At 42.5% G+C, this 22,777-nt stretch carries 20 protein-coding genes; 9 read left to right on the top strand and 11 right to left on the bottom strand.

Features of this window, described 5'->3' with window-relative positions; genetic code table 11:
* Nucleotides 1-107: 107 nt before the first annotated feature.
* Nucleotides 108-1,490, bottom strand: a complete 1,383-nt coding sequence (xseA, locus tag EV690_RS04770; RefSeq protein ID WP_131911779.1) for an exodeoxyribonuclease VII large subunit — start codon at nt 1,488-1,490, stop codon at nt 108-110.
* A gap of 138 nt (nt 1,491-1,628) precedes the next feature.
* Between xseA and guaB the strand changes: the two genes are divergently transcribed.
* Nucleotides 1,629-3,092, top strand: a complete 1,464-nt coding sequence (gene guaB, locus EV690_RS04765) for an IMP dehydrogenase (RefSeq protein ID WP_131911778.1) — start codon at nt 1,629-1,631, stop codon at nt 3,090-3,092.
* Between the two features lie 87 nt (nt 3,093-3,179).
* Entirely contained in the window at nt 3,180-4,760 is a 1,581-nt protein-coding gene (gene guaA, locus EV690_RS04760) for a glutamine-hydrolyzing GMP synthase (RefSeq protein ID WP_131911777.1), read from the top strand.
* Between the two features lie 274 nt (nt 4,761-5,034).
* Here the strand turns inward: guaA and EV690_RS04750 are convergent, their stop codons facing one another.
* The 3 genes from EV690_RS04750 to EV690_RS04740 all read right to left on the bottom strand — a co-directional run bounded on the left by EV690_RS04750 (nt 5,035) and on the right by EV690_RS04740 (nt 6,946).
* Complete coding sequence (locus tag EV690_RS04750; protein ID WP_131911775.1) at nt 5,035-5,250, bottom strand: DUF6434 domain-containing protein; 216 nt, start codon at nt 5,248-5,250, stop codon at nt 5,035-5,037.
* A gap of 89 nt (nt 5,251-5,339) precedes the next feature.
* A complete protein-coding gene (locus tag EV690_RS04745) occupies nt 5,340-6,044 on the bottom strand; it encodes a hypothetical protein (RefSeq protein WP_131911774.1) in 705 nt (234 codons plus the stop codon).
* Between the two features lie 107 nt (nt 6,045-6,151).
* Entirely contained in the window at nt 6,152-6,946 is a 795-nt protein-coding gene (locus EV690_RS04740; RefSeq protein ID WP_131911773.1) for a hypothetical protein, read from the bottom strand.
* A 652-nt stretch (nt 6,947-7,598) separates the two neighbouring features.
* On the opposite strand from EV690_RS04740, the gene EV690_RS04735 reads away from it, so the two are divergent.
* Together EV690_RS04735 and EV690_RS04730 are read left to right on the top strand one after the other, a co-directional pair.
* Nucleotides 7,599-7,850: a hypothetical protein gene (locus EV690_RS04735; protein ID WP_131911772.1), complete on the top strand. Its 252-nt coding sequence runs from the start codon at nt 7,599-7,601 to the stop codon at nt 7,848-7,850.
* Nucleotides 7,851-8,185: 335 nt separating this feature from the next.
* The gene (locus tag EV690_RS04730; protein WP_396022800.1) at nt 8,186-8,659 is read left to right on the top strand and encodes a GNAT family N-acetyltransferase; all 474 of its coding nucleotides are present in this window, start codon (nt 8,186-8,188) and stop codon (nt 8,657-8,659) included.
* Between the two features lie 296 nt (nt 8,660-8,955).
* Here EV690_RS04730 and EV690_RS04725 read toward each other — a convergent pair whose 3' ends face one another.
* Nucleotides 8,956-9,705, bottom strand: coding sequence for an AraC family transcriptional regulator (locus EV690_RS04725; RefSeq protein WP_131911770.1), 750 nt, complete (start codon nt 9,703-9,705; stop codon nt 8,956-8,958).
* A gap of 94 nt (nt 9,706-9,799) precedes the next feature.
* Between EV690_RS04725 and EV690_RS04720 the strand changes: the two genes are divergently transcribed.
* Nucleotides 9,800-10,192, top strand: coding sequence for a nuclear transport factor 2 family protein (locus EV690_RS04720; protein WP_131911769.1), 393 nt, complete (start codon nt 9,800-9,802; stop codon nt 10,190-10,192).
* Nucleotides 10,193-10,927: 735 nt separating this feature from the next.
* Here the strand turns inward: EV690_RS04720 and EV690_RS04715 are convergent.
* The 3 genes from EV690_RS04715 to EV690_RS04705 are packed head-to-tail and all read right to left on the bottom strand — an operon-like array spanning nt 10,928 to nt 13,633.
* Nucleotides 10,928-11,710, bottom strand: coding sequence for a sulfite exporter TauE/SafE family protein (locus tag EV690_RS04715; RefSeq protein ID WP_131911768.1), 783 nt, complete (start codon nt 11,708-11,710; stop codon nt 10,928-10,930).
* Between the two features lie 20 nt (nt 11,711-11,730).
* A complete protein-coding gene (locus EV690_RS04710) occupies nt 11,731-12,603 on the bottom strand; it encodes an NAD(P)-dependent oxidoreductase (RefSeq protein ID WP_131911767.1) in 873 nt (290 codons plus the stop codon).
* A 10-nt stretch (nt 12,604-12,613) separates the two neighbouring features.
* Complete coding sequence (locus tag EV690_RS04705) at nt 12,614-13,633, bottom strand: TauD/TfdA family dioxygenase (RefSeq protein WP_131911766.1); 1,020 nt, start codon at nt 13,631-13,633, stop codon at nt 12,614-12,616.
* 182 nt (nt 13,634-13,815) lie between these two features.
* On the opposite strand from EV690_RS04705, the gene EV690_RS04700 reads away from it, so the two are divergent.
* Both EV690_RS04700 and EV690_RS04695 read left to right on the top strand, forming a co-directional pair.
* Nucleotides 13,816-15,156: an aminotransferase-like domain-containing protein gene (locus EV690_RS04700; RefSeq protein ID WP_131911765.1), complete on the top strand. Its 1,341-nt coding sequence runs from the start codon at nt 13,816-13,818 to the stop codon at nt 15,154-15,156.
* A gap of 746 nt (nt 15,157-15,902) precedes the next feature.
* Nucleotides 15,903-17,201, top strand: a complete 1,299-nt coding sequence (locus tag EV690_RS04695; protein WP_131911764.1) for an MFS transporter — start codon at nt 15,903-15,905, stop codon at nt 17,199-17,201.
* 207 nt (nt 17,202-17,408) lie between these two features.
* On the opposite strand, the gene EV690_RS18540 is transcribed toward EV690_RS04695, so the two are convergent.
* Nucleotides 17,409-17,537, bottom strand: coding sequence for a hypothetical protein (locus tag EV690_RS18540; RefSeq protein ID WP_263433809.1), 129 nt, complete (start codon nt 17,535-17,537; stop codon nt 17,409-17,411).
* A gap of 209 nt (nt 17,538-17,746) precedes the next feature.
* The gene (locus tag EV690_RS04690; RefSeq protein WP_131911763.1) at nt 17,747-18,940 is read right to left on the bottom strand and encodes a multidrug effflux MFS transporter; all 1,194 of its coding nucleotides are present in this window, start codon (nt 18,938-18,940) and stop codon (nt 17,747-17,749) included.
* A 138-nt stretch (nt 18,941-19,078) separates the two neighbouring features.
* On the opposite strand from EV690_RS04690, the gene EV690_RS04685 reads away from it, so the two are divergent.
* A complete protein-coding gene (locus EV690_RS04685) occupies nt 19,079-19,924 on the top strand; it encodes a helix-turn-helix domain-containing protein (RefSeq protein WP_131911762.1) in 846 nt (281 codons plus the stop codon).
* A 173-nt stretch (nt 19,925-20,097) separates the two neighbouring features.
* Here the strand turns inward: EV690_RS04685 and EV690_RS04680 are convergent, their stop codons facing one another.
* Nucleotides 20,098-20,982: a LysR family transcriptional regulator gene (locus tag EV690_RS04680; protein ID WP_131911761.1), complete on the bottom strand. Its 885-nt coding sequence runs from the start codon at nt 20,980-20,982 to the stop codon at nt 20,098-20,100.
* Between the two features lie 130 nt (nt 20,983-21,112).
* On the opposite strand from EV690_RS04680, the gene EV690_RS04675 reads away from it, so the two are divergent.
* Nucleotides 21,113-22,495, top strand: coding sequence for an MATE family efflux transporter (locus EV690_RS04675; RefSeq protein ID WP_131911760.1), 1,383 nt, complete (start codon nt 21,113-21,115; stop codon nt 22,493-22,495).
* Nucleotides 22,496-22,777 lie beyond the last annotated feature (282 nt).

Below are 22,777 nucleotides of genomic sequence, written 5' to 3'. Positions count from 1 at the left end.
CTCATTAATCCACTCTTTAATGATAATATTATCATCATGGTGGGGCGAGTATATTTAAACAATAGTTGTACAAATGCAACTTTACGAACATTAAAATAGCTAACTGATTAATTTTTCAACGAATCTAGTTGGCTAGGTATTGCTTGCTCCTCAATTGACTGGACGATGGTATGGGCTTGGCCATCTTGCAGCGTAATGGTGACTGCTTGGTTAGGCTGAAACTCTTTGATATGGGTTAGCCAATGGCCTGAATCATCTTGAACGGTACTGTAACCACGAGAGAGCACGGCTAGCGGGCTAAGGGCTTGTAACTGATTAATGGTCCATGAAAATCTGTTTTGGGCATTCTCAAAACGATTGATACTGGCTAATGTGAGACGCTCAGCAAGCTGAGTTAGATAAACAGATTTTTGTCGCAATAATCGTTGTGGCGATGCCTGATACATCCTCTGAGTTAAATGCTGACAATGTTGCTGGCGATGTTGCAGATCTTTTTGTAAAGCACTTTGTAACCGCTCGGAGTATTCATCCAGTTGCTGTTGACGGACTTGTAGCTGGCGAAGCGGAGATTGATGATTTAGACGCTGTTTTAGATAGTGAAACTTTTGCTGCCAAATATTGCGATATTGCTCAGTTAACTGATGTAAGCGGGTGTCTAGTTGTTGGTAACTTTGAGCCAGCATATGAATGCCGTAGGCTATTTTTTCAGCGGCTGCTGATGGAGTCGGCGCTCGCCAGTCAGCCGCAAAATCGGTTAAGGTAAAATCAATTTCGTGTCCGACGGCAGAGATAATAGGCAGATGACTAGCTGCGACTAATCGAGCCAAAGGCTCATTGTTAAATGCCCATAAATCTTCAAGCGATCCGCCTCCGCGACCAATGATGAGAACATCAACTTCTTGACGCTGATTGGCAAGTGTTAATGCCTGACATAACCCTTTCGGGGCTAGTTCCCCTTGCACAGAGCTGGGGTAGAGCACCACTTGTATACTGGGGGCCAACCGCTTAAGCACTGCCGTAATATCATGAAATGCTGCACCACTGGCAGAGGTGATCACCCCAACGCGTTGGACGAGCTGTGGTAATGGTTGTTTATTTTGTTCACTAAAAAGGCCTTCAGCCGCTAGCTTGCTGCGCAGTTGCTCGTAAGCCAACTGCATCGCGCCAAGGCCGTCAGGTTGCATCGATTGCACAATGAGTTGATAGTCGCCTCGGGGTTCATAAACACTGATACGAGCCCTTACTAGAACTTGTTGTCCATCTACAACATCAAATCGAACTTTACGGTTCTGGCCTTTGAACATCGCACAGCGTACCTGCGAACGGCTGTCTTTAAGGCTGAAGTACCAGTGCCCGGAATAAGGTTTTGAAAGGTTGGATACTTCCCCTTTGAGCCAGATCTCGCCAAGAGCAGACTCGAGCATTTGACGAACTTGTGCATTGAGCTGACTGACAGAAAGAATATTCGGGTTGTTTAACAATGGGTCCATATCGGGCAATCTTGATGTCTCAAAAATTTAATCATTCAAAATACCACTTTTTATTTTACCTTGACTAGCTAAAAGCATATAATCCGTTCGCAATATTTACACCCCCAGACAGATTTTTAATTACGGTGAGATGTTGCAATGTTGAGAATTCAAAAAGAAGCTTTAACCTTCGATGATGTGCTGTTAGTACCCGCACATTCGCAGGTCCTGCCTAATACTGCGAAGCTAGAAACACAGTTAACCGCTAAAATTAAACTTAATATCCCAATGATTTCAGCAGCGATGGACACCGTTACTGAAGCGCGTTTGGCAATTGCTCTTGCCCAAGAAGGTGGCATTGGGTTTATCCACAAAAACATGTCAATTGAAGCTCAGGCATTAGAAGTACGCAAAGTTAAAAAACATGAAAATGGTGTTGTACTGAATCCAGTCACTGTTTCTGCGGATATGACGTTAAGAGAAGTGGTTGAGCTGACTGAACAAAATGGTTTTGCGAGCTATCCTGTTGTGACTGGTGATAATGAGCTGGTTGGAATTATCACCGGGCGTGATATGCGTTTTGAAAATAACCTCGATACATTGGTTAGCAAAGTGATGACGCCAAAAGAAAGGCTGATCACCACTACCGAAACCACTCGTGAGCGTGTTCAACAATTAATGCATACCAATCGCATTGAAAAAATGCTGCTTGTAGATGATGATTTCAAACTGCGCGGTATGATCACAGCCAAAGACTTTAAAAAAGCCGAAAGCAAACCGAATGCTTGTAAGGACGAACTTGGTCGTTTACGGGTCGGTGCCGCTGTCGGCGCTGGCGCTGGTAACGAAGAGCGAGTCGCTGCACTGGTTGAAGCCGGGGTCGATATATTGCTGATTGATTCATCTCATGGCCATTCACAAGGCGTGCTAGAGCGAATTCATGCGACACATTTAGCTTATCCTGATTTGCAAATTATTGGCGGTAATGTTGCCACTGCTGCCGGTGCTAAAGCGTTGGTTGAAGCTGGGGTGAGTGCAGTCAAAGTGGGGATTGGTCCGGGTTCAATTTGTACGACTCGAATTGTCACCGGTGTTGGGGTTCCACAGATTACTGCCGTTTCTGATGCCGTTGAAGCACTTGAAGGGACTGGGATTCCAGTCATCGCTGATGGTGGGATTCGCTTCTCAGGGGATATTGCGAAAGCATTAGCTGCCGGCGCCAGCTGTGTGATGGTTGGCAGCATGTTTGCGGGGACTGAAGAAGCTCCGGGCGAAATCGAATTGTATCAAGGCCGCTCTTTTAAATCATACCGCGGTATGGGTTCTTTAGGGGCTATGTCGAAAGGGTCATCAGACCGCTATTTTCAGAGTGATAATGCTGCCGATAAATTGGTCCCTGAAGGGATTGAAGGACGCATTGCCTATAAAGGGTTACTCAAAGAGATTATCCATCAGCAGATGGGCGGGTTACGCTCATGTATGGGATTGACCGGTTGTGCAACGATCAAAGAGCTCAATACCAAAGCCGAATTTGTAAAAATTACTAGCGCAGGGATGGGCGAAAGCCACGTCCATGATGTTACAATTACCAAAGAGTCCCCTAACTATCGTTCAGGTGGTTAGTAATCGTTGGCTGAGCCATCATAATGCGGCGAGGTTTTAAACCTCGCCGATTTATTTGCAGACACATTGATAGAGAATAGACAGGCTATGAGCAAAGATATCCATGACCATCGTATTTTGATCCTGGACTTTGGTTCCCAATATACACAGTTGATTGCCCGGCGTATCCGTGAGATCGGAGTGTATTGTGAACTGTGGGGATGGGATGTTGATGAAGATCAAATCCGTGAGTTTGCCCCTCATGGAATTATTTTATCCGGTGGCCCTGAGAGCGTGATAGAGGCCAATTCGCCCCGAGCCCCTGAATATGTCTTTACTGCGGGCGTTCCGGTGTTAGGGATCTGCTATGGCATGCAGACTATGTCTGTGCAATTAGGCGGTGAAGTTATTAAAGGCGTGGGTGAAGGCGAATTTGGTTATGCCCAAGTTGAAATGCAAACTCAATCCCCATTTTTAGCTGATATTCAAGATGCCCTAAGTAACGATGGCAAACCGTTGCTTGATGTGTGGATGAGCCATGGTGACAAAGTTTCTGCAATTCCAGAAGGTTTTGTGACGGTTGCTAACACAGAGACATGCCAGTATGCAGTGATGGCCAATGAAGCGAAACACTTCTATGGCGTTCAGTTTCACCCAGAAGTGACGCATACGACTCAAGGCAAGCAAATGCTTGAGAATTTTGTGCTGAATATCTGTCAATGCGAAGCGTTATGGACCGCGAGTTCTATTATTGATAATGCGGTTGCACAAATTAAAGCAGTTGTCGGCGATGAGCAAGTGATCCTAGGGTTATCGGGCGGTGTTGACTCATCGGTTGTTGCCATGTTGATTCACCAAGCCGTTGGTAAACAGTTAACTTGTGTCTTTGTCGACAACGGCCTGCTGCGTTTACATGAAGCCGATCAAGTCATGGAAATGTTTGGCGATAAATTTGGTTTAAATATTATCCGAGTCGATGCTGAAGAACGGTTTTTATCTGCTTTGGCAGGGGTTAATGATCCGGAAGAAAAACGGAAAACCATTGGTCGAGTATTCGTCGAAGTATTCGATGAACAAGCGAGCAAATTAGAGAATGCTAAATGGTTGGCCCAAGGGACTATTTATCCCGATGTGATCGAATCAGCAGGCTCTAAAACGGGTAAAGCTCATGTGATCAAATCGCATCATAATGTGGGTGGGTTACCTGAAGAGATGGAAATGGGCTTAGTTGAGCCACTTAAAGAGTTGTTCAAAGATGAAGTTCGTAAGATCGGTCTTGAATTGGGCTTACCTTACGATATGCTTTATCGCCATCCATTCCCTGGCCCGGGTCTTGGCGTTCGAGTACTTGGCGAAGTGAAAAAAGAGTATTGCGATCTGCTGCGCCGCGCCGATGCAATCTTTATTGAAGAACTCCACAAAGCTGATCTGTACAATAAAGTAAGCCAAGCCTTTACGGTGTTCTTACCTGTTCGCTCTGTAGGTGTAATGGGTGATGGCCGAAAATACGATTGGGTTGTTAGCTTACGAGCTGTTGAAACCATCGACTTTATGACAGCGCGCTGGGCACATTTACCATATGAATTCTTAGGCCGAGTGTCTAACCGTATCATTAATGAAATCGATGGTATTAGCCGTGTGGTTTACGATATTTCTGGTAAACCACCTGCGACGATTGAGTGGGAGTAGGGCTAACTATCAATAGTTGATAAAGCCTTTAGAAGATAATTGAAATGCCAGTCAGAAATACTGACTGGCATTTTTTATGGTTTTTTACTTTCCTAAAAACTTTGCGGAAATATTGGATTGCTTCGCAGTGATGTACATTGTGAGGCTGATCTTCTATTTTTTGATCGTGGCAGCACAACTGCACTACTCCGTAAACACAAAAATCACTGTAAACCAAAAATGCCACGCGTGCCGAATCTGCTTGAACAGTTCGTTATACAAAATTCCGCGCGACTTACTTTGAATCTTGACGCCTAATCCACTCTTGAGAAGCGTCACCTATTGTTAAACCCACCGAACTTTTAATCCATTGCATAAAGTCTCGGTCGAATTTAAATTGCTCACCAAATTTGGATTTAAAATAACGGCGAACGTTTTGAGTTGTCTTGTAGCTGTCCGTGATAATTGTACTGTCATCGATATCATTTTTATGCCAATCAACCTTTTCCATGGTCTGATTTCTCCATTTTTTATAACGCAAAGTTTATTTGCTGAGTGTCGCACGATATTTTGGGAACCAAAATTCGTGATAGCACGAGGTCAATTGGAACGTTTTGTTATGTGATTTTTGTCGCGGTCTGTTCTTAACGAATCAATAATCTCATCTATATCTTCTATATTTCCCCAACTACCTAAAACTGAGTCAAAAGATTTTGCATCTTTATTTTCATTAATAAGCCAATCAGCAAAAGAGTTTCCTTTATCCGATAATTCAATATAACTGTTGTTATCAGATAACAACTCAGTTCCATTTAACTTTTTCATTAAGTCCTGTCCTCCCATAGAACCAATACTCAATCCATTGTCCCGGGTAGCAAAACGGTAACTAATTATAGAAGAAATAGGAATTTTTTTAGATTGCCTTTTAAGCAATATTAAAATTTGTTTTTCATTGTTTGGTATTACGTTATCAAGTAATTTATAAAACTGCTTATCACCATATTTTTCAGACTCAGCTACCGCCTGAATAGTATCATCAGGCAACCCTTGTCCCTTAAGGGCTTGAATGAACATTTCTGGAGTAGTTTCTTTTCCATATTCATTAGGACCATAAAAGTTTTCCGGTTTAAACCATAAAAAGGCGAAGAATGTAGCTGTAACGACTGTTGCATAAGAAATGACAAATATAACCAATGCTGCTTGAGGCCAACCACTAATTTTTACGGCAGCAATACCAGCGGTAGCTTCCGCAAAAAGAATAAAGAAACCAATCAGCCATAATGGTGAATTTCTAAAGTTGTTCAATTATCACTCCCATGTTTATAGCTCTCCTCACATAACGCCGCCATAAACGGCGCGAGCTTGCGAGCGTCCGGCGACCGTAGGGAGCAAATTTGATGGCCTTGTTAGCACTACAGAAGCGCAGCCAAGCCGGAAATAAAAGGGGAAAATACAGTGATATGCGCAGAAACATTTTGCATGAAGTCCTTGTAAGCTTCTTTAAAACCGCCACTTTGGTGGCTAGCAGCCAAAGCTTGCACATTATCTATGAGTACTTTCTCAGTTTCATTGTCAAGATCATTAGACTTAATTGCAGAAATCATGTCTGCGAAAATTGTTGGCTCATTGTAATTTACTGTTACGCTTGCAGTGGCACCAGAAGAATTTATATTTATGCTAGATCCAGAATTACCGCTTACTTGAATATTTGCTTCTTGCTTCATAACCGGAATACCATTTTCCATTTTATAGAGGTCGCTATTCTGGAGCATTTGCAGCGTGACGCGTACTGCTGCCAATAACTGCTCTTGCTTTTTGAATAATGCCACCATCTGTTTTACAGACCAAAGATCAACATCATGCTCCACACAAACATCACTGGCCACATTTGGAACCTCAGGGTCGTAACTTCCATACACCCAAGTGTTTTTAAATGCTTCAACAATAGCTGTTAGTGTTGGATATCTGCTGAAATCGCTATTTATAGATAGCAGTGCATCATACATGTAAATAGCCATATCTCTGCCATCGGCATATACCGCTTCAACTTTATGACGCTTCTCGTACGGGACCCTCGAAACGAACCGAAAATCTTCTTGGTTTTTTAAATGACTCCAATCTTTATCGAAGGCCCTAAACTCTTCCCCGACTGATATTAGCCTAGATATGTAAGGAGCTACGGATTCCAAGTCTTTTCTAATTTCCAAACTGAGTTCTCCGAATTGCTAACATTTTTATATTGTGCGCGCTCAAAAACTGCCTGCACACTTTCATCCTAAATTTCTATAATCTTTATTATATCAGATAGATACATGATGCTACTGAAATACATCTCGAAATAAAGTGTGCGTGCACAATATCTTCCCAAGGCAATTCCATAACATTCTGATTTACTAGGTTTTATTCATACCATGGAAAACAAAGTGTGCACATAAAAGCAAAAAATCCTCGATCCCATCGCTCAGAGCAATAATACTGTTCATATATATATATTTCATTGTTGACTCTATCGTGACTCACAATCTCTTTAGGTTGATGCCCTTGGCGATACCCATCCACCACTGCGATTACTAGCAATCTGTAGTATGTAGTAGTCACTTTGTAGCATTACTAAAATTTAGTCAGTCTTTGGAGGTTAGAGTTAGCCAAATATCACGAGGCTAACTCTTTTAGGGGCAAAAGTGTGTTATGGATTTTAGCAACAAGATATAGATGATGAGCACATTTCTAACTAGCTGTTATATATGTTTATTTTCTTCTTATTGATATTCGAGAGAGAGTAGGGCTAGCTATCAGTAGCTAATCATGCCTTTGTAAAATCGATGAAATGCCAGTCAGTATTACTGACTGGCATTTTTTATGGATTTTTACTTTCCTAAAAACTTTGCGGAGATATTGGGTTTCTTCGCAGTGATGTTCATTGTGATGCTGGCCTTCTATTTTTTAGGGCAGTGGCTGCACAACACCGGATATGGCCTGCAGATGAAAGCCATTGTCGACAAAATGGAGGTATTCCAAAACAGGTTGGCCGAGCGTGCTTACAAGGACATGACGAGATCGGCCAATCAAATCGACAAAATGAGACGTTGGCCGTTTGGCCAACGCAAGTAGTTAGAGAGCATACGAGCCGGTGATGGTGCACCGGCCCGCATATATATCTGATCGATCTATGGTAAAATTGAGTTAGTGACCTTGCTAAATTAACAAAAGATAGATTAACTCAGATAGGCAAAAAGCAAGACCTGACACTGTTGAGCTTTACTCTTATGCAAAAAGAATAGGCCAAATTTGTCTAGGAGAGCGGTGGCAGTCCAAATTCAAAAACTCATAGTCTAGTAAATCGGTGGTGATTCATACCATATAATGATATTTTCAGACTCGCCTTTTTATTAAGTAAAAATTAATTTCTATAAGATAGTCGAATGTCAGGAATAAATGTAATACCGATGCAGGAGAAGGATTGGAATGCTGTCAAAACGATTTACCAAGCTGGTATCGATAGTGGTAATGCCACATTTCAGACTTTTGCACCGGAGTGGAGTGAATGGGATAAGAACCATATAGATATTTGTCGTTATGTCGCCTGTATAGATGATCAAGTCATCGGTTGGGTTGCGTTGTCCCCATATTCCAGCCGCCATGCTTATCGGGGGGTTGCTGAAATAAGTATCTATGTCAGCCCTCAACACCATCAACTCGGGGTAGGTAAACAACTCTTGTCCACAGTAATCAACGAGTCAGAAAAAGCAGGCTACTGGACGTTGCTATCAGGCATATTTCCTGAAAACTTAGCAAGTCTCCGATTACACCATAATCAAGGATTCAGGAAAGTCGGGCATCGCGAAAAAGTGGGTGAAATGCATGGCAAATGGCGTGATGTCATCATATTAGAAAGACGAAGTCAGAAAGTAAATTATTAATTTTAAATTTAGCCTCAGATATAAATAAATCGGAGGCTATTAAATATTTATATAACTATTGTTATAGTAGTTCAGTTATTCCTCAAATAGATTATAAATAGAGAACAAGATTCATCGAGATAGCCTATCACTATATTTCCTATCCGCACTGACTCTGTGCCAGAAAACTTGTTTGAAGGTGATCGCTAGTGCACAGGCTGATAAAGATCCTTTAGGCTGTATGACGAGGTTCGAAGGCAATAATGTAAAAGATCACGTTAGTCATATAAATCGTTGTCAGGTTTTAATTTAAAACATCAGTACCTATTAATGGTAAGTGCTGTCGATTTGTCGATTTCTTTAAACTGCCCCGGTGTTTGACCAAAACGTTCCCGGAATATCTCAATGTAAGAGCTGACATTGCTATAGCCGCTCAGATAGGCCACTTCGTTTACAGGTAATCCGGCAAAAATCCATTGAAGTGAGGAAAGTATTTTTGCCTGCTGACGCCATCGACTAAAGGTTAGCCCGGTTTCTTGATGAAACAAACGGCTAAGATTTCTTACACTTATTCCCCATTGATGAGCCAGCTGTGTCTGATCCAGTGCGCATCCGGGGTTTTTTAATAATTCATTCGCCACGTTTCTTGCCCGACGATCTTCTGGAAGTTTGAGTTGAAGTGGTAATTCAGGCAGTTGGTGCAGCTCATAGGTTAATACTTTCAGAAGTGAATTTCTGTAATCAACAGATCTGCTCAGAAAAAGGCGTTCAAGTAGCGCCAGGATAAAAATATCCCTCCCATAAACCCCTGAACAACGCAGAAAATCGATACCTGATGATTGTTCAAGATAAATACATTTTCCACTGACGGTCCCTGTACTCCGGGCTCTGTGGTACTGATTCGCCGGAAACCATCCCACCGTTCCGGGAGTGATAATCCATTGAATCAATTCCGTTTCAATTATCATCTGTCCTTTATCGAACCAAAATAACTGCCCTGATTCATGCTTGTGCCATTGCGTTGAATGCGTCACATCATGTTCAATTCGGGATGTTTTTATCTGCATGGCCGATTAGCCGTATATCTTGTCCTAATACCGATATTATACCGGTCAAGTACTGAAGTAAACTTCCTGTCATTGATCAGAAAGGTGAATTAACATGCAAAATATGAAGCAGACAGTGATTGCGGCACTACAGGTACTTATCATGGATCCGTTGCATGATGAGAGTAAAATTGAAGTATTTTTTGCTCCTGACTATCAACAGCGTGTGGATGGTAAGCAACTGGACTATCTTGAGTTTATCAGACATATGGAGGCCCTCAAATCGCATACAAAACGGATGAGCATTTCTATTAAAAGTATCGTGGCTGAAAATGATACGGTGTTCACTCATCACTATGTGAATGTAGAAAAAAATCAGGGAGAAAAGAGCAAATTTGAAGTTTTTGCCCGCTTTACTCTGTCATCTGGAAAAATTATCTGTTGTGAAGAGCTAACAAGAATGATTAATGGGTTACCCGGAGACAGCGATCTGGGGAGCAGAAGTTAATTTTTCCTTCAGTCTATAGTAAGAGGCTCGTGATAAAGCAGTTTTCTCCCTCACTTCTTTATTAGAATGTCCTTGCCGAGTTTGCATCTGAGCGGCGGCTGTTGACATGTGATGCTTACCTTCTATGTTTTGGGGTCATAGCTGCACAACAACAAACACGGCCCGAAGATGAAAGTCATTGCCAACAAAGTAGAGGTATTCCAAAACAGATTGGCCGGTCGGGCATGCAAGGATATAACGAGAACGGCCAATCAAATCGACAAAATGAGTCGCTGGCTGTTTTCCCGCAAGTAGTTAGAAATCATGCGGGCCGGTGATGGTGCACCGGCCCGCATTTTCATATACATATGGCTGATTAGGATGAAGCTGTAACTTGTTTCTGGACAAAAGCTCGTTAGAGTTTCTACTTAATTTAGAAAAATACGGATTAAATCAGGTATGGGAAAAGCCATAGTCGCAGTTGGAAAATGCAATTGTCTAGATAGCGTAGTCAAGATACGTGCAGTAGACAGACACAGTGATGTTTATTTTAACAGTATCCGAGTATCCGAGTATCCGAGTATCCGCTCATAATCCCATGATGCATTAGTGTTTCCTTCAGGGAAGAAGTGAGTCGACATCAGGTTCAGTCTGTACCAAGCCTTTCATATAGTTGACCATATAATCGTAGATTAATACTAGAACTCTCATCCGCATTGAATGAGAGTTCTATCGTATAAATTTTGTGGCTAGTTTTTAGAACAGGAATTTATAACCCAGCGAAATCATCAGTAGACTGAGTGATACTGAAATGGTTCGTTGAATCAGTTTCGCGCCATACTTCATTGCTGATGAGCTACCAACATGGTTCCCAAGTAAATTCATTGCTACTAAAGGCATTGCCAGCATATATAAGACGTTACCTGCAATCATGAAGGCGAATAATGCGCCGATGTTAGAGGAAAAGTTAAACAACTTTGAAGTCGCTGATGCTGAAACTAAATCGAACCTAAGTAAGTAGTGTAACGCCAGAATTAGAAAGCTACCGGTACCTGGACCAAAGAATCCATCATAGAAACCAATTACAAATACAGCAGTTGGAACGCCAAATAAAATGACTGTTTTATTAATTGGAGCTGAGTTATCTTCATTGCGATTCTTCTTCGGAATGAACGATAAAATTATTCCGAATGGGAGCATAAAGAGAATGATTTTACCGATAGTATCGGGATCAAAGTAGAGAATAGCTTGTGCACCCGCGTACGCACCGATGAGGCCTGCTGGGATACCTGTTGCCACGGCAGTCCAAATTACTTTTTTATTTCGTATAAAATTACGTATTGCTGCGATAGTACCTAATGTGCTGACAATTTTTTCTTGTCCAAGAGCTAATTGAGGTGGCAATCCAGCAAGGATAAAAGATGGAACTAAGATTAATCCTCCACCGCCTGCTACTGAGTCAATGAAACCGGCCGCAAAGGCCGATACCATTAATGCTATTAGTATTAAAAGTGTAATGTCGTTACCGAAGAGTTCCATACTGAAAATTCCTGTCGAAGTTATCGATCGTAGATTTTGAAAAGCACAGAAGTATCCATGCGACCAAAACCTTGTTGCTGTAGGGACTGATATTCACTGTCTACTTTTTCTGTTAACGGAAGCTCAACACCCATTTTATTTGCTTCATTTAGGCAAATGCTGAGATCTTTGTGCATCCAGTCAATTGCAAAACCAAAATCGAACTTATCTTGCGACATAGTTACGGTTCTGTTCTCCATTTGCCATGAACCCGCAGCTCCATGCTTTAACACATCAACTAACTGGTTTATATTTAGACCTGCTTTTTTTGCCAGAAGGAGGCCTTCGCTTAGCCCTTTCAATACGCCTGCAATACAGATTTGATTGACCATCTTACTGCGCTGTCCCTGGCCATTTTTTCCCATTAAAGTCGATTGCTTACCATAACTTTTCATCACGGGCTCTACGCGATCAAAAACAGTTTGTTCACCACCACACATAATTGTGAGAGCTGCATTTTCAGCTCCAGCCTGACCACCTGATACTGGAGCATCAATAAACGAAATGTTCTTTTCCATACATACTCTGGCTAATTCTTCTGCAAGTTCTGCAGATGTTGTCGTGTGGTCAACCAAAACAGATCCTGGGACCATGCTTGCGAGTACTCCGTCCTCGCCATATACAACACTTCTTACATCGTCATCATTCCCCACGCATAAAAACACAATGTCACAGTTTGTCGCAGCTAACCGAGGGGTTGGCTGGTATTCACCGGAAAATTCTTGAGCCCATAGTTTTGCTTTGCTTTCTGTACGATTAAACACTTTGGTCTTGTACCCTGCTTTTGCAAGATGACCCGCCATTGGAAAACCCATTACACCTAAACCAATAAAAGCGACGTTGTTTGATTTCATTTTATTTTCCTTAATCTTTTCCAATATGTTGAAATTCTGGGAAGGCTGGAACGATACGCTCTAACGTACTCATCCCAAACATGCGAGCTAACCAGCGGTCTGCGCCATCTGATCTAGATTTAAAACCTTCGCGACTATGTAGAAGCCGTTGATTTTTAATTATCAATACATCACCTGGCTGATATACCACGTGTTGTTTTAACGACTCGTTTTGTAGTTGTGCTTCCAGCATAACTAATGCTGCTGCGGCACTCTCGGTAAGAGGAGTGGTGTTTTCCTTGTCATAACGACATAGCATCACACCGTCTTCGCCAATTACTAAAATAGGAAGACGGCTCGAACGAGATTGACCGAATGAATCAGGCCGGTTAATACGGAAGTTAGGTTGGCATAATTCGTTGACTACGCCGCGGCTCAGTTGAGCAATCAAATTATCCAATAGAATAAAATTCGATCGAACCTTGAGATCAGAACGCAATGCCATCAGTGATAAAAATTCAGGGCAGCCACTTCGTTTTGTCAAGGGCTCACATGCTAATGGTAAATCTGGGTTATCAACATGATGACCAAAGGTAAAAGTGGAGCCATGAGATGACTTTTCATTTAGAGCATTGAGTGCAGGTACCACATACCTAAATAAGAACCCTTTATTTTCATTTTGGTATGATACAGGTTCAATTTGGGATAATTGATATATGCCAATATGGATAGCACTAGCTAAAGGAACTTTTGATGGTGGAACATAACCGTTGTAAGGTGTCGCACATAAATTGCCATCAACAGGTAAACCGCGGATAATCAGGGCGCATTGGTCATCATCTGACTTAAAACCTTGAATACTGTTGATCACTTCATCATTAAGACTGTGTTTGACTACGCTCCCAAGCCACTCTCTTACGTTAAGCCACTCATTGCCCTCTCTAAACCGTAAGTTACTTAATGCATTTTTTAACTTATTTGCAGCTTCATACGGTACATGTACTTCTTGAACACTTTGCTTTTTAAGTGTTTTTACCATTTCTTTTAGCATTTCTTAAGCCTGATTTGATGTCGTTATAGACTGCATTGAGTTGTCTCAATGTAGTTTTTTTTAGATTATGCTTGCATTTGAGCTATGTCAATAATTGTTTGTGTATTTATTTAAAAGAGTAAAAACCCAAAAGACATATGTTATAATCTTTTGGAAATTAGGATTGTCCTAGGAGGCTCCTTGTGAGTAATAGTAAGTTCATTCGTATAGCAGAAGTTATAGAGCAGAAAATTGAAACAGGTGAGTTCCCGCAAGGTTCAAAGCTACCCACCCATCGTTTACTCGCTGAGGAGCTTGGAACGACGCCTGCAACCGTTGCAAAAGCTTATAAGTTGCTTAATGACAGAGGGTGTTTGGAGTCATTTATTGGTCGTGGTACGTTTGTTAGAGCGAACTCGGAACTTGATAAAGCCATCCAAGCTCCCGATGAAGAAACAAACTTTAACTTCTCTATACTTCAACCTTGCCTGGAGAGAAATGTACCTGCATTGAAGAACGCCTACCGGCAATCTGCGGAGTTACTGACCCCGTCTGTAATTGGATATGTTGAGCATTCTGGGCATGAGGCCCATAGGGCGGCTGGTGTTAAATGGGCGAAGAAGTACGGCTTAGAGGGGGCAAACAGCGATAATATGATACTGACGAATGGGGCGCAGCACGCTTTGTCTTTACTCGTTGATACTTTGACTAAGCCAGGTGACACTATTCTAGTCGAACGACTCACCTACCCAGGTATTTTGGCGATTGTAAATATGTCTGACCGTCATGTAATTGGTGTAGATCTTGATGAGTATGGTTTATGTCCAGAAGCTTTGGCGAGTGCAATTGATGCACATCAAGCCGCAATGGTGATAGCGATTCCTAGTCATCAGAACCCAACAGGGATCTCAATGCCGGAATCCCGAAAAAAGGAAATAGCACGAGTTATCAACGATAAGAGAGTCTGGCTGGTTGAAGATGATATTTATTGCTTTTTAGATGATGAACCAGTGCCTCCAATAGCTAATTTTGCTCCAGATTATACGTTCCACATTTCTGCGTTATCTAAGGCAATTAGCCCTGCGATGCGTTGTGGTTACTTAAAAGCCCCGGAAAGTCAGATAATGGCTCTCAATGCAAATATTCGAACTAATATTTGGCTTGCGTCTCCAATTAATTTTATTGCAGCGACATTGTTAATTGAATCCGGTGATGCTTTTCGGTTAGCGGACCAACAAAGGGAAGTTGCGAATGAAAGACAGAAAATGGTAAGGGAGATTTTTACTTCCATAGAGTTCACGGCTTCTGGATACCATATTTGGCTACCATTACCTGCCCATTGGCAGCCAGATCGATTTGCTATGGAAGCAAAAAATCGAGGTGTAATAGTTACCAGTGGTAGTTACTTCTGCGCAAATAATGAAAGTACACCACATGTCAGATTGTCTTTGATGTCAATCGGGAATGAGGCTCGATTGAGAGATGGCTTGAATCAGCTCCAACGATTATTGGATTCTGACATTAATAGTTTTTTTCCATGCTAAAGGTTCGAACGAATGATTTTGAAGTAACTGAGGTGTGGATGAGCTTGGTGGAACCTCTCCCTTTTGAATAGCAAACATGTCAGTGGTCACAAGTCTATCCACATGATTAAACCTAAACCAAATTGAATCATTAGGGATATTTAGTTAAATATTGATACCAAAGAATGTATTGGGTAATAACTCTAAGCGGAAAAGGGGCAAAAGTGTGTTATGGATTTTAGCAACAAGATATAGATGATGAGAACATTTCTAACTAGCTGTTATGTAGATATTTTCTTCTCATTGATATTCGAGTGAGAGTAGGGCTAGCTATCAGTAGCTAATCATGCCTTTGTAAAATCGATGAAATGCCAGTCAGTATTACTGACTGGCATTTTTTATGGTTTTTCACTTTTCTAAAACCTTGCGGAAGTATTTGGTTTTTTCACGGTGATGCTTACCTTCTATATTAGCTGTATAACAACAAACATGGCCCGAAGATGAAAGCCATTGCCGACAAAATGCAAGCACTTCAAAACAGATTGGCCGATCATGCTTACAAGGACATGACGAGAATGGTCGATCAAACCGACCGATGATGATATACCCGGCCCATAAGTTGATATCCGTCACACGGATTATGATGAAGCCCCAATCCGCCTGATGTCAGGGATAGGCAGTGGTGTTTATTTAACCTATACTCGAATCTCACGTCCACATTTCAGTGGGATTACCGAAGATGCTTTTATGATAGAAGGAAGCAAAGAATGATCATGCCATCCAAACAAGCGCCCCCATCAGGCGTCGCAACAAATTTTCGTTGGATCGTTGTGGCGATGCTCGCTGCCATTATCCTCATCAACTACATTGACCGCTCGGCAATTTCTTATGCAATTGGACCCATGTCGAAGGAATTGAACCTCAGTGATGCGCAGCAGGGGATGATCCTTGGCGCCTTCGGTATCGGCTACGCCGTGACGACGCTTTTGGGCGGTATTCTGGTCGACCGATTCGGTGCACGGATTGTGCTGGCAGTGTCAGTTATCGCCTGGGCGGCGGCCACTGCTTTTGTCGGTGTTGCCAGCAGTTTTATTATGATCCTAGTCGCACGTGCGGCGCTTGGTCTCGCCGAGGGGCCAATGTTCCCCGGCCAGACGGGAGCCATTGCAAACTGGCTATCGGGACGGGAGCGCGGACGAGCGTTGGGATATTCGCTGGTGGCGGTGCCAATCTCGCTGGCCATCGGCGCGCCGATCGTATCTTATCTCACTGCAATTACTGGCTGGCGCGAGATGTTTGTCCTGCTGGGTGCCATTAGCCTCCTGTGGATGCCGCTGTGGTGGATCCTGTTTCGCAACCACCCCAAAGATAGTAACAGGGTGAATGAAGCCGAGATCGAGATTATTGCGGATCAGGAAACGCACGATCGCGATCCCAAAACCCCTGTTGTGGAACGTGGACCCACAAGTTGGGGAAGATTGTTGACGAACGGCACGCTTTTGGCAAACTACTGGGCGTTCTTCGTTTTCGGCTACTTCTTGTTCTTCTTCATGTCATGGCTGCCAGGCTATCTGGAACAGACCTTTAAACTGTCGATCACTAGCGTCGGATGGTTCTCAATTGCGCCCTGGCTTGCTGCTGCTGTCGCGCTGGTCCTGCTTAGCAACCTGTCGGATACGCTGTTGCGATTGACCGGTAAGTTGCGCATTGCCCGAAGCTATCTAATTGCGGCGACGCAAGCGCTAGCGGCGTTGGTGATCCTGCCTGTTGCTTTCACCAACAACCTGACGTTGGCCCTTATTCTGATCACTATTGCTGTTGCTTCGTCCATGAGTGCGAATGCCGCTTTCTACGCCGTTAATATCGACGTTGCCCGTGATCGTTCCGCCACTGCGCTCGGCATCATGGACTTCGGCTTCGCGATCTCCGGCTTTTTGGCACCGTCGTTGACCGGTTGGATCGTCGGCAAAAGCGGTGGCTTCGCCGAAGCGTTCATGCTGATGTCAGCGCTCGCAGCATCCTCCGTGATCGTAACTCTGCTCTTCCACCGCCCCGACAAGGCATAGAAAGGGTGATCACATCCCCGCGCCCGGCCATCGGGCGCGGGGTAAAAGGCGTTGAATGAGACGCTGGTCTATCTCTACGGTTTTTAGAAACGTTTTCGTAAGCCCGACAAAATATCGCCCGTTCTAGACAGCGAGACTGGCAGATGCTGCACAGGATGAAGTTTTTGATGTGGAAATTCTCAAGCGAAACCTACACGGTTGAGCCATTCACCCGACTAATTGCTCTCTATATATATCCTGACCATCAACCCCCAATAGATACAAACGCAGCATTACTAAAACTTGCAATGTGGCAATATGGCATAAATAAGCGGTATATTTTTGAGTAAGTGACAAAAACAGACATCCTTCTTTTATGATTCTGACACTTCTATGAGTAACGTGCGGATTTCTCAGTTTTCACTAACAAGTTTATACCCAAAGGAGCCAATACTTTGGAGTAAAAATGACGACTTTGGGTTAGTTCAAGGACCGAGAATCCAACGTGATCGATGATCATATCAAAGTTCTTTCGCCTGTTATAAGGCCATGGGATAAATGAACTGTCATGCAGTGGCTTCAATATCGCTTCTTGTGGCGTGTGGTAAGAGCAGTGTGACAACACTCGCCAGTGTAAAAATCAGCATAATCCAAGCCATTGTCCAAGGTGTGCCATCTTTAAAAAATGCCAATAGCAGAGAGGATACAATCCCACTGCCATATTGCAGTGCACCTATGACGGCCGATGCTGATCCTGTTAAAGAGGGGACAGAGTCTAATGCCGCCGTCGTGGTATTGGCCGCAATAATGCCATTCATTGAAAAGAATAGGAGAATTGCCATCGCCACAGCGATGATACCGCCGAATTTTATCTTCACTACAACCGCTAATATTAAGGCTGCAAGAGTCGCCACGATAACTGCGACCTTAAGGAGTTGTTTTAATGAATATCGTAAGACAAGGTGCCGGTTCATCATACTCATGGCCATCACACCCAGAATATTTAGTGCAAATAACCAACCAAAGTTTTGTGGCGCTACGCCAAAATAGCGGATGTATACGAATGGTGAACCAGCCATGTATGCATACGCAGCAACGTAGAAAAATGTCAGACAAAGTGTATATCTCATGAAGTTACGGTTCTTTACAAGCACTAGATAATTGTGGAATGTTCCCGTAAATGAAAACCTGACTCGGTTCTCTTTAGGTAACGTTTCCGGCAGAGCAAATAATGAGATAAACATTAGTCCACCGATGAGCATTAATACTTCAAAAATGACATTCCAGTGACAGAAGCGAATAATTTGTCCACCGATTAAAGGTCCTAAAATTGGCGCAACAGCCATAAAGAAGAATAGTGTGGAAAACATCCTCGCGGCCTGAGTTTGACTATATGAATCACGAATCATAGCTCTTGCCAACATGGGGCCGGTACACGCCCCGAATGCTTGAACGACTCGCCAAAAAACGATTTGTGCAATATTCATTGATAGCGCGCATCCTGCCGAGCCAGCTATAAACATCAACATGCCAATAAAGAGTGGCAAGCGACGCCCAAATGCATCACTGATAGGTCCCCAGATTAATTGAGCTATCGAGAATCCGATAAGAAAAGCGGTGACGGTTAATTCAACATTCCCATGGAGTTCTCTCTCCATTAATGGCATAGCCGGTAAATATAGATCGATAGACAAAGAGGCAAAGGCCATTAGCGTGCATAGTATGGCTAGAAAAAGTGGGCTGCTTAACTTATCATTCATAGGTTTATTTACTCTCAACTTGAGTGTTTAAACTCGTCTTAAGTCCTGCGATTAGAGCGAAGGTGGCCATTATGGGAGGGATGTAAAATCGTGCAAGTAAGTGTTTATATGTATATAAATTGTATAGGTTAAGTGGTCATGCAAGACGAGAATCTAAAGCTTTTGGGGGATTTTTTACGCGCAAAGAGAGCAAGCATTCAACCTGAAGCGATTGGGTTATCAAAAACAATTCGTTCTCGATCCAAAGGGTTGAGAAGAGAAGATGTGGCATACAAAGCAGGTATCAGTACCGTTTGGTATAGTCAAATAGAACGGGGTCAAGCCTCGGGGATCTCTAAGCAAGTGCTAACCGCTATATCAGATACATTGCTGTTATCTACATCTGAATATAAATATATTTGCAATTTAGCTCATTCAATACCGGATGATGCCCCCACTGTTCAAACGAATGTCATCACATCAAAAACTAAACAACTCCTGCTTCAACTGAACCCATTACCCGCATTATTACAAAATGAGTATCTAGATATTATCAGTTCTAATGCAGCATTTGACCGTATGGTTGGATTTCCTTTAATGGAAGTTGAACCTGAAAAGAGAAATTATTTATATCTCACCATCTCAAATACTGACTGGAAAAGATTTTTAATGCTTGATAGTCAATCTAAGTTTGAAAGGCAGATAGTTCGAATGGCTGGATTTTTGAGAAATACTCTTTCTGCGCATTTTGACGATGAAAAACTAAAACTAAAAGTTAAATCATTTATCGCACTATCGCCTATATTTGCGTTAGCTTGGAAAAATAATAACGTGTTACAACCTGAAGAAATCTCATATACATATCACCATGCTTTGCTAGGAAATATCGTGTTAGAAAAACAGATATGGTGGAATATCGATGGCGAATCGAATAGTCGCCTCAATATCTATTATCCTCCTAGAAGTGCTGATAAACAGCGTCTGGCTGAACAGTTTGTCTCCTAAATAACGGTGTCACCTCTGTCACTGGAGAATATGATTAAATTTGGTCAATAAGCGTTGATACGACTCATTCTGATGCAATATCGGTGGGCCAGTTCCTCACGGGTCATGTGGAGTGCAATTGACCTTATCAGCTAAAATGTAAGATAGGTTCTTGTGGATTCTATTGGAAGATCTTATATTGCGTGATGGTGCATTAAGTGGCGCATTTGTTCCGTGATCCAATCGGTGAGTTTATTGTTTGGACTATCAAGCCGTTTCACGATGCCTATTTCAATTAACTGCTCGGTTAAGAAATCACTTTTGGCGATTTTTATTTGTTCAAAAAACCAATCGGCTTTGGCGATATGTTCTGGCACAATCGCCCAACCCTGGTTCTGCGTCACCAATTCACAAATTAAATAGTAGCTGTCTAAATCCCAATGATTCGGGCTAAGAGCTTTTTCGCGGTTCTCACCTGAGCGGTTACAGAGGACAAATTGACGGTATTGCTGTAGCTGCGAAAGATTCAATACCTTTTCTTTAGCCAGCGGATGCTTGGTACCAACAATGAGGATTTTTTTAAAATATCCCAAAGACTGTAAAGTTAGTTTTTCAGGAATAGCACTATTGCTAATCATAAAACCAATGTCGGCTTTTTGATTCGCAATGGCAATGGCAATGTCGTCTTGTGAACCATTGGTGATCACCAAATGGGTGTTCGGAAATAAGTCCCCGACTTGAGAGAAAATAGAGTGGATCGCTTCTAATGGTAACGCTTCATCAAGAGCAATACGCAACGAAATCGGCTCTTTGTTCGCAGCGGATAAAGCTCGCGAATCTAAACGTAAGCATTGGTTCAGCACGGCGCGTGCTTCGGGAAGCATTTCGTGCCCCAGTGGGGTTAATACTGGAAATTTAGAGCTGCGATCAAATAACTCAAAACCTAAATCCACCTCTAAATTCGCGATGGCACTACTAATTCGTGATTGGGCTTTATGTAACTTCCTTGCCGCTGCCGAAAAAGAACCAAGCTCAGCGGCGGTTACAAAGGCCAGTAATTGATCCAATGTCCAGTTCATGTCTTTCCCCATTAAATAGTACTCTCACGACAGGTACTCTTATCTATCCTATAAACAGATAGTAACTAACTTTCTTATATCTTAATTAGATATAATATGCCTGCATTCTTATTTTCTGGATATTTAAGTTATGCAAGCCAGTTCGCAATTTAAACCTTCACAATCTGTCGCTGGTTCATTTTGGCGTTTTGCTATTCCGTCCATTATTGCCATGTTAGTCAGTGGCTTGTATCAGATCATTGATGGTTTTTTTGTGGGTCATTATGTGGGTGCTGATGGACTGGCTGGCATCAATATGGCGATTCCCTTACTGGGGCTGATCATGGGCTTTGGTCTTCTCATTGGAATGGGCGGCGGCAGTGTGTTATCTAATTATCGAGGTGAGAATAACTTAGCTGGCACTCAAGCGACGCTCGTCACGTCGCTATGTTTGATCATTTGGATCGGCTTATTGGCTACGGTGGTGTTTATTGTCTTTGGGCAGAGCTTACTTAATATGCAGGGGGCCACTGGCGTAACTTTAGCAATGAGCTGGGATTATGTACAAATCATGTCATTTGGTGCGCTGATTTCGATTGGTGCCAGTGCGATGCCGATGCTAGTCCGAAATGATAACAGCCCAAATCTGGCAACGGTATTCATTGTGGTTGGGGCTTTAGCCAACATTGTCTTGGACTATTTCTTCTTGGGCTATCTTGATATGGGCTTAAAAGGCGCAGCTATTGCCACCCTCATTGCGCAACTGCTCACTTGCGTGTTGTGTTTGCGCTATTTTATCTCGGCAAAAGCCAAAACCCAGTTAGCCATAAAACAAATTGATAAAGCCATTGCCATTCGTATCGTGCAATTAGGGGCGTCAAACTTAGTGATGTTTATCTACTTCAGCTTTGTGATGGCATTCCATAATATGCAATTTATGGCCTATGGAAACACCACGCAACTCGCCGCCTTCGCGATTGTTGGCTACTTAGCGAGTATTTACTATTTCTTTGCCGAAGGTCTAGTGAATGGTTTGCAGCCACCCGTGAGTTATTACTTAGGCGCCAAACAGTACCAACGGATTACTGAGACGGTAAAATTGGCTTTTTCTGTCACGGTTGGCTCGGGGATCGCCTTGGTCATACTGCTGAATCTTTTCCCAGAACTCTTTATTAGCATTTTCACCACTGGCAACGAGGCATTATTTCAAGCCAGCAAAAACGGGATTCGCCTGCACTTAATGGCCCTGTATTTAGATGGTTTCTTGTTCATGGCCTCCATCTATTTCGTCGCTGTGGGGAAAAGTGGACAAGCCCTGTTTGTTTCTGTCGGCAACATGTTGATACAGCTTCCATTTCTATTCATTTTACCGAAATATCTAGGTATTGATGGTGTTTGGTTAGCCGTTCCTCTATCGAATATTGCTTTTTCATTGATCGTACTGCCAATGTTATTGATTAACCTGAAAGGCCTGATGAATATGCATCAGCAACAGGATGAGTTGATTTTGAATAAGATTTCGGATGATCAATAAAAGACTAACAGAAATAGTTTTTGTATCGCCGAGCAGTAAAAAATAAGAAATTTTGAACATGGTAGAGATGATGACATTGAGAAAGACCGCCTTTATAACTAGCTGTTATTTAGCTGGTTGATATTCAAGTCGGTTTAGCGCTGGCTACAAGTAGCTCATCAGGTCTTCATAAAATAAAAATACCAGTCAGTCATATTATTGACTGGTATTTTTTATAGTAATCATTTGGTTAATGAGTCTTGCTTACTTTGAACTTAGCCACTAAGTGTCTATGACGACTGG

The organism is Celerinatantimonas diazotrophica, assembly GCF_004339545.1.
Classification (GTDB): domain Bacteria; phylum Pseudomonadota; class Gammaproteobacteria; order Enterobacterales; family Celerinatantimonadaceae; genus Celerinatantimonas; species Celerinatantimonas diazotrophica.
The sequence above is the reverse complement of the archived record's forward strand: the minus strand, read 5'-3'. Positions and strand labels throughout refer to the sequence as shown.

Coding starts and splice junctions, on each gene's coding strand:
- EV690_RS04725 (WP_131911770.1), bottom strand. CDS start 9,705: ATGCAGATAAAAACATCCCGAATTGAACATGATGTGACGCATTCAACG.
- EV690_RS04685 (WP_131911762.1), top strand. CDS start 19,079: ATGCAAGACGAGAATCTAAAGCTTTTGGGGGATTTTTTACGCGCAAAG.
- xseA (WP_131911779.1), bottom strand. CDS start 1,490: ATGGACCCATTGTTAAACAACCCGAATATTCTTTCTGTCAGTCAGCTC.
- EV690_RS04710 (WP_131911767.1), bottom strand. CDS start 12,603: ATGAAATCAAACAACGTCGCTTTTATTGGTTTAGGTGTAATGGGTTTT.
- EV690_RS04705 (WP_131911766.1), bottom strand. CDS start 13,633: ATGCTAAAAGAAATGGTAAAAACACTTAAAAAGCAAAGTGTTCAAGAA.
- EV690_RS04735 (WP_131911772.1), top strand. CDS start 7,599: ATGGATTTTTACTTTCCTAAAAACTTTGCGGAGATATTGGGTTTCTTC.
- EV690_RS04690 (WP_131911763.1), bottom strand. CDS start 18,940: ATGAATGATAAGTTAAGCAGCCCACTTTTTCTAGCCATACTATGCACG.
- guaB (WP_131911778.1), top strand. CDS start 1,629: ATGTTGAGAATTCAAAAAGAAGCTTTAACCTTCGATGATGTGCTGTTA.
- EV690_RS04695 (WP_131911764.1), top strand. CDS start 15,903: ATGATCATGCCATCCAAACAAGCGCCCCCATCAGGCGTCGCAACAAAT.
- EV690_RS04715 (WP_131911768.1), bottom strand. CDS start 11,710: ATGGAACTCTTCGGTAACGACATTACACTTTTAATACTAATAGCATTA.
- EV690_RS04680 (WP_131911761.1), bottom strand. CDS start 20,982: ATGAACTGGACATTGGATCAATTACTGGCCTTTGTAACCGCCGCTGAG.
- EV690_RS04750 (WP_131911775.1), bottom strand. CDS start 5,250: ATGGAAAAGGTTGATTGGCATAAAAATGATATCGATGACAGTACAATT.
- EV690_RS04730 (WP_396022800.1), top strand. CDS start 8,186: ATGCAGGAGAAGGATTGGAATGCTGTCAAAACGATTTACCAAGCTGGT.
- guaA (WP_131911777.1), top strand. CDS start 3,180: ATGAGCAAAGATATCCATGACCATCGTATTTTGATCCTGGACTTTGGT.
- EV690_RS04720 (WP_131911769.1), top strand. CDS start 9,800: ATGCAAAATATGAAGCAGACAGTGATTGCGGCACTACAGGTACTTATC.
- EV690_RS04675 (WP_131911760.1), top strand. CDS start 21,113: ATGCAAGCCAGTTCGCAATTTAAACCTTCACAATCTGTCGCTGGTTCA.